The sequence below is a fragment of the Stenotrophomonas sp. genome, assembly GCF_036662295.1.
In the GTDB taxonomy this organism is placed as follows: domain Bacteria; phylum Pseudomonadota; class Gammaproteobacteria; order Xanthomonadales; family Xanthomonadaceae; genus Stenotrophomonas.
Genome location: NZ_JAVWXA010000044.1, coordinates 23,941 through 30,164 on the forward strand (window position 1 = coordinate 23,941; position 6,224 = coordinate 30,164).

At 69.1% G+C, this 6,224-nt stretch carries 5 protein-coding genes; 3 read left to right on the forward strand and 2 right to left on the reverse strand.

All coding sequences use genetic code 11. The features are described from left to right. Window positions 1–77: 77 nt before the first annotated feature. The gene (locus RSA25_RS10595) at window positions 78–614 is read left to right on the forward strand and encodes a hypothetical protein (RefSeq protein WP_332808853.1); all 537 of its coding nucleotides are present in this window, start codon (window positions 78–80) and stop codon (window positions 612–614) included. Between the two features lie 176 nt (window positions 615–790). Here the strand turns inward: RSA25_RS10595 and RSA25_RS10600 are convergent, their stop codons facing one another. Both RSA25_RS10600 and RSA25_RS10605 read right to left on the reverse strand, forming a co-directional pair. Beyond that, window positions 791–2,179 carry a serine hydrolase domain-containing protein gene (locus RSA25_RS10600; protein WP_332808854.1) on the reverse strand — a complete coding sequence of 463 codons (1,389 nt, stop codon included), beginning with the start codon at window positions 2,177–2,179 and terminating at the stop codon, window positions 791–793. 154 nt (window positions 2,180–2,333) lie between these two features. Further along, window positions 2,334–3,926 (reverse strand): choline dehydrogenase, encoded by a 1,593-nt coding sequence (locus RSA25_RS10605; RefSeq protein ID WP_332808855.1) that lies wholly within the window; start codon window positions 3,924–3,926, stop codon window positions 2,334–2,336. 204 nt (window positions 3,927–4,130) lie between these two features. Here RSA25_RS10605 and RSA25_RS10610 point away from each other — a divergent pair, with 204 nt between their 5' ends. Both RSA25_RS10610 and RSA25_RS10615 read left to right on the forward strand, forming a co-directional pair. Further along, on the forward strand, window positions 4,131–5,474 hold the full coding sequence (locus tag RSA25_RS10610) for an MFS transporter (protein WP_332808856.1): 1,344 nt from the start codon (window positions 4,131–4,133) through the stop codon (window positions 5,472–5,474). Between the two features lie 29 nt (window positions 5,475–5,503). Further along, complete coding sequence (locus RSA25_RS10615; protein ID WP_332808857.1) at window positions 5,504–5,860, forward strand: DUF1304 domain-containing protein; 357 nt, start codon at window positions 5,504–5,506, stop codon at window positions 5,858–5,860. Window positions 5,861–6,224: the final 364 nt, after the last annotated feature.

Here is a 6,224-nt window from a genome sequence, read left to right on the forward strand (position 1 = left end):
GTCCCCGCGATGTCCACCTGCGGGTTTGCTTTACCTGGGCGTTTCAACTCCATAGATCACTGACGAGGAGCCATCCCATGGCAACCAAGAAAGCTGCGAAGAAAAAGCCGGCCGCCAAAAAGGCCGTCAAGAAGGTAGCCAAGAAAGCCGCTGCCAAGAAGGCCGTGAAGAAGGTAGCCAAGAAGGCGGCTGCCAAGAAGACGGTGAAGAAGGCAGCCAAGAAGGCCACCGCCCGCAAGGCAGTGAAGAAGACGGCGAAGAAGGCAGTCCGCAAGGTCGCCAAGAAGGCCGCCGCCAAGAAGGCAGTGAAGAAGACGGCGAAGAAGGCGGTCCGCAAGGTTGCCAAGAAGGCCGCCGCCAAGAAGACCGCGAAGAAGGCAGTCCGCAAGGTAGCCAAGAAGGCCGCGGCCAAGAAGGCAACCAAGAAGACCGCCAAGAAGGCGACCAAGAAAGTAGCCAAGAAGGTCGCGCGCAAGCCGGCGGCCAAGAAGGCGACTGCCAAGAAGGCCTCGGCCAAGAAGGCAGTGAAGAAGGTTGCAAAGCGCAAGCCGGCCGTTCGCAAGAAGAAGGCCGCTCCGGTCGCCCTGCCGGCAACCCCGGCACCGCTGATCTAAGTCGTTCCCGATAGCCGCACCCTGAAACCCCTTCCCCGGCAGCCCAGCGGGGAGGGGGTTTTTTTATGGCGCTTCGGCCATCTGCGGGGCTCTGCAACACCTTGCCCAGCAGATAGGCGAAGAACCAAAAAAAGGCGGCCAAGCGGCCGCCTTTCCCTCTCACCCCACTGCCGCGATCAACGCGGAGAGGCGGTCGCGCGATTGGACGACACGCCCTTGCGCTTGTTGGCCGGCGCGCTGTCCTCGGCCATCAGGCTGTCGCTGCCGAAGTCGGTGTCCACGTCCAGCCAGCGCTGGGTCGGCAGGCCCATGGCCTGGTCCAGGATGGTGGGCAGCAGGCCGCTGGGCAGGCTGCTTTCGCCGTTCCACATGATCGCGATGCCAAGGTCGCGCTCGGGCACCAGCGCGACCAGGCCGCGATACCCCTGCACGGCACCGGCATGGAATACCACTTCGTGGCCGGCATAGTCGAAGTTGCGCCAGCCCAGCGCGTAGCCGGCCGACTGCAGGCGCTCGCGGCGCCAGCCCGAGCGCATCTCGCCGGGGGTGTTGATCAGGGTCGAGTGCAGCGTGGCCAGCAGCGGGGCAGGCAGCACGTCGGGGCGGTGGCCGGTGTGGGCCAGCAGCCACTGCGCCATGTCACTGGCGCTGGCGTTGACGCCGGCCGCCGGGGCCAGGCGGTAGTAGGTCGGCTTGGGCGTCAGCGACACCCAGCCGTTGCGGCTGCGCACGTGCGGGCGCGCCCAGCGCGAGCTGGCCTGGATGCCGGCCAGGCCCATGCTGGCATCGTCCATGCCCAGCGGCTTGAACAGCCGGCGCTCCACCGACTGCTCGTAGAAGCTGCCCGAGGCCGCGTAGACCACGTCGCCGATCAGGCTGAAGGCCACGTTCTGGTAGGCGTAGCAATCGCCAGGCAGGCACTTGAGCGAGGTCGAGGCCAGCTTGTGGGTGAGCGTGTAGTACTCGGCGTTGGCTTCCACGTCGCGGTCATAGGCGTTGTACGGCAGGCCGACGCGGTGGCTGAGCAGGTCGGCCACGGTCAGCCGGTCGGTCGCCTCCGGCGAGCTCAGCTGGAAGCCCGGCACGTACTCGGTGACCTTGCTGTCCCAGCGCAGCGTGCCGTCGTTGACCAGCAGCCCGGCCATCGTCCCGGCGAATGCCTTGGACAGCGAGGCCAGGCGGAACACGGTGTGCGCATCGACCATCTGCGGGTTGTTGACGTCGGTGACGCCATAACCGCGCGCGCTGAGCACCCGGCCACCCTGCACGATCGCCACGGCCATGCCGGGCACGCGCTCGCCGTAGGTCAGCTGCTGGGCCATCGATTCGATCGCGGCCACGTTGAAGCCCTGTGCCGGCGGCAACACCTTCAGGTTGGACGGCGAGGCGCGGTAGGCGGCCGGCTGCGTGTGCGGGATCGCCGCGGCGTTCTCGATGTTCACCGGGAAACCGGCGGACGTGGCAGCGGGCGTCTGCGCCGTGGAGGACATGGCGATGGGCATCAGGATGCCCAGCAAGCCGGTGGCCGCCGAACGGATCGGTCGACGCCTGTTGGTGTGATTCATGGTGTGGGACCCGTGCGCGACAGCTGTGCCTGATTCTAGCGCCGCTTTTCCCCATTGCACAAACCAAGCGAAGATGAATGCGTATCTGGTTGAAAAGGCCCGCTTTTTGCATGCATTCCAGGCCCCGGCGGCGGGGGCCTTGGCGCAGCCCTGTTCAGCTTCTACCGGCCGCTTCGGCGATCCAGTGCGCCGCGCGTTCGGCCAGCATGATGGTCGGCGCATTGGTGTTGCCGCTCACCAGCGTGGGCATCACCGAGGCATCGACCACGCGCAGGCGGCGCAGCCCGTGCACCCGCAGCTGCGGGTCGACCACGGCCTGGGCATGGGTGCCCATCGCGCAGGTCCCCACCGGGTGGTAGATGCTCTCGGCCTTGGCGCGGATGAAGGCGACCAGCGCCGCATCGTCCAGGTCCTGGCGCGAAGGAAAGATCGGTGCACCGCGCCAGCGGTCGAACGCCGGCTGGCGCAGGATCTGCGCGGACAGCCGCACGCACTCCTTCATCATCGCCAGGTCCACGCCCTCGGCATCGCCCAGGTAGTTGGCCTCGATCCGCGGTGGCGAGGCGGCATCGGCGTCGCGCAGGGCGATCCGGCCGCGGCTGCGCGGGTGCAGGGCGCACGCGTGCAGGGTGTAGCCGTCGCCGGGCAGGCGGTGGCGGCCGTGGTCGTCGAGCATGGCCGGCACGAAGTGGAACTGCACGTCCGCGCCCGCGCCGGTGGCCAGCGCCGAGCGGGCGAATCCGCCGGCTTCGGCGATGTTGCTGCTGCCGGCGCCGCGATGGCCGCGCAGGAAGTAATCAAAGGCGATGCGCGCCTGGTTGCTGCGGTCATAGCTTACCCCCGGCTGGGTGTGCACCAGCGTGCAGATGTCCAGGTGGTCCTGCAGGTTGCCGCCCACCCCGGGCAGGTCGGCGCGCACGCTGATGCCGTGGCTGCGCAGTGCGTGCGCCGGGCCGATGCCCGAGAGCATGAGCAGCTGCGGGGAATGGATGGCGCCACCACTCACGATCACCTCGGCGCTGGCCGCAGCGTGGCGGTGCTGGCGCCCCTGGCGGTAGAACACGCCGCTGGCGGCATCGCCGTTGAAGCTCAGCGCCGTGGCGTGGGCGCCGGTCAGCACGGTGAGGTTGGGGCGGTGCCGTGCCGGGCGCAGGAACGCGGTGGCGGTGGAGCAGCGGGCGCCGTCGCGCTGGGTGAGCTGGTACAGGCCCACGCCCAGCTGCCCATCCCCGTTGAAGTCCGGGTTGCGCGCATGCCCGGCCTCCACCGCGGCCGCCACGAAGGCCGCCGAGAGCGGATTGTGGTGGCGCAGGTCGGCCACCGACAGCGGCCCGCCCGCGCCGTGCAGCGCGCTGGCGCCGCGGCTGTTGTCCTCGCTGTGCAGGAACCACGGCAGCACCTGCGCCCACTCCCAGCCGCTGGCACCGGCGGCGGCCCAGCCGTCGTAGTCGGCCGCCACGCCGCGCACGTAGCACATCGCATTGATCGAGCTGGAGCCGCCCAGCACCTTGCCGCGCGGCCACCACAGCCGGCGCCCGTCCAGCGCCGGCTCGGCATCGGTGTGCAGGTTCCAGTTGATGCGGCGGTTGTTGACCAGCCGCGCCAGCCCCGCCGGCATGTGGATGAACGGGTTGCGGTCGCGTGGCCCGGCTTCGAGCAGCAGGACCCGGCAGCGCGGATCGGCACTGAGCCGGTTGGCCAGCACGCAGCCGGCCGACCCGGCGCCGACGATGATGTAGTCGTACATATGTCCCCTTGGCGGCGACCGTCCCCACGGCGGTTCCCGAGCATAGGGCAGTGCGGCCGCCAGCGGGGCGGCGTCGGCCGGCCCGCACCGTTGCGCCGGTGGACCGGGCCGAGACTGGCGATGTTGCGGTGCATCGTTTACCGTGCGCGCTCTGCCGCCCGGAGTTCGCACGATGCCGCCGTTGCCACGCCACCCTGACCGGGAATGGGTGCGATGAGTGCTGCAGGCGCCGCGACGACGCGGCCGGGCCTGCGCGGGGCACTGCGCCAGTCGCCGCCGTTGATCTGGGCGTGCGTGTACTTCTTCTGCCTGCTCAGCGGCTACTACGTGCTGCGCCCGGTGCGTGAGGCGATGGCCGCCTCGGCCGATCTGGAAGCGGTGTTCCCGCCGGTGCTGATCGCCTGGTTCACCAGCCACGGCATCGCGCTGAAGGACTTCGTGCTGCAGTTCCTGTTCACCGGCGTGTTCGTGATCATGCTGGTGCTGCAGCCGCTGTACGGCGCGGTGGTCAGCCGCTACCCGCGCCGGGTGTTCCTGCCGGCGGTGTACGGCTTCTTCATCGCCTGCCTGCTGGGCTTCTACCTGCTGTTCGACAGCGGCGTGCCCGGGCGTGGGATGGCGTTCTTCTTCTGGGCGGCGGTGTTCAACCTGTTCGCGGTGGCGGTGTTCTGGAGCTTCATGGCCGACGTGTTCTCCAACGCCCAGGCGCGCGCGGTCTACGGCTACATCGGGGCGGCCGGCACGGTCGGGGCCTTCCTCGGCCCGATCATCACTTCGGCGCTGGTGGAGCGGGTGGGCATCGCCAACCTGATGCTGGTCTCGGCCGGTTTCCTCAGTGCCTGCCTGGTGTGCATCTGGCGGCTGCGGCTGTGGGCGGTGGCGCGCGAGCAGGCGCAGCAGCTGGCCTCGGGCGAGACCCCGATGGGCGGCAGCGTGCTCGATGGCCTCAAACTGATCGCGCGCGAGCCGCTGCTGCGCTGGCTGGCGGTGCTGGTGCTGTTCGGGGTGGGGATCGGCACGCTGCTGTACAACGAGCAGGCCGCGATCGTGCGCCGGCTGTACACCGACCCGACCGCGAGCACCGCGTTCTTCTCGCGCGTGGACCTGGCGGTCAATGCGCTCACCCTGGTGCTGCAGCTGGGCCTGACCCGCTGGCTGCTGTCGCGGCATGGCATCGCCCCGGCGCTGCTGATCCCCGGCTTTGCGATCATCCTGGGGTTCTCGGTGCTGGCCGCCTCGCCGTTGCCGATGCTGGTGGCGCTGGTGCAGGTGATGACGCGCGCCAGCGAGTTCTCGCTGGCCAAGCCGGCGCGCGAGACGGTGTACACGCGGGTGGACCGGCAGTGGCGCTACAAGGCCGGCGCGGCGATCGACACGGTGGTCTATCGCGGTGCGGACCTGACCTTCGCCTGGGTGCACAAGGGGCTGTCGCTGTTCGGCTCGCACGCGGTGTTCGCCGGCGGCCTGGCGGTGGCCGGGATGATGACTGCCGCCGCGTTCGGGCTGCTGCGCGAAGAAAAGAAACTGCCGGCCGAGCGGCCGGAGTAAGCTTCACCGATCATCCCCTAGGCCTGCCCATGTACTGGATTGCCCTTTCGCTGACCCTGCTGGTCGCGCTGCTGCACGTGTACTTCCTCGTGCTTGAAATGTTCCTGTGGACCCGGCCGCTCGGGCTGAAGACCTTCCGCAACACGCCAGAGAAGGCTGAAACCACCCGCGTGCTGGCCGCCAACCAGGGCCTGTACAACGGCTTCCTGGCCGCCGGCCTGGCGTGGGGGTTGTTCGACCACCTGCCGATGCTGGTCAACTTCATGCTCGGCTGCGTGATCGTGGCCGGCTGCTACGGCGCCTACAGCGTCAACAAGCGCATCTTCTTCATCCAGGCGGTGCCGGCGATCCTGGCCGTGGCCGCGTGGTGGGCCGTGCCGGCGTAATACGGGTCGGCGCGCACGACGCGCGCTGGATCTTTTCCTGCGCGGCGGCCGGTGGGTCGGCGGGTCAGGCGCTGGGCGCGCATCCCCTTTCCGGCGAATGTCCTCCGGCGCCGGCCTTCGGCCGCCGCCTCCCCCTTTATTTCGCCTCCAAGGGCATGCGCGCCCAGCGCCTGACCCACCGACCCACCGGAGCATTCCCGGCTGCTCGCCTGCGCCGCAAGCCGAGCCCCGTAGCGGCCGCCAGGCCCCTGGGCAAAATAAGGTTCTTCGCCCATCTGCGGGGTAAAGGCTTTGCTGAAGCACGCGCGTGCATGCCTTGTCGCGTGGGGCGGGTACGGGCCGCAGAGCGGGACTTGCAGCGTGT

Coding starts and splice junctions, on each gene's coding strand:
- RSA25_RS10595 (WP_332808853.1), top strand. CDS start 78: ATGGCAACCAAGAAAGCTGCGAAGAAAAAGCCGGCCGCCAAAAAGGCC.
- RSA25_RS10600 (WP_332808854.1), bottom strand. CDS start 2,179: ATGAATCACACCAACAGGCGTCGACCGATCCGTTCGGCGGCCACCGGC.
- RSA25_RS10605 (WP_332808855.1), bottom strand. CDS start 3,926: ATGTACGACTACATCATCGTCGGCGCCGGGTCGGCCGGCTGCGTGCTG.
- RSA25_RS10610 (WP_332808856.1), top strand. CDS start 4,131: ATGGGTGCGATGAGTGCTGCAGGCGCCGCGACGACGCGGCCGGGCCTG.
- RSA25_RS10615 (WP_332808857.1), top strand. CDS start 5,504: ATGTACTGGATTGCCCTTTCGCTGACCCTGCTGGTCGCGCTGCTGCAC.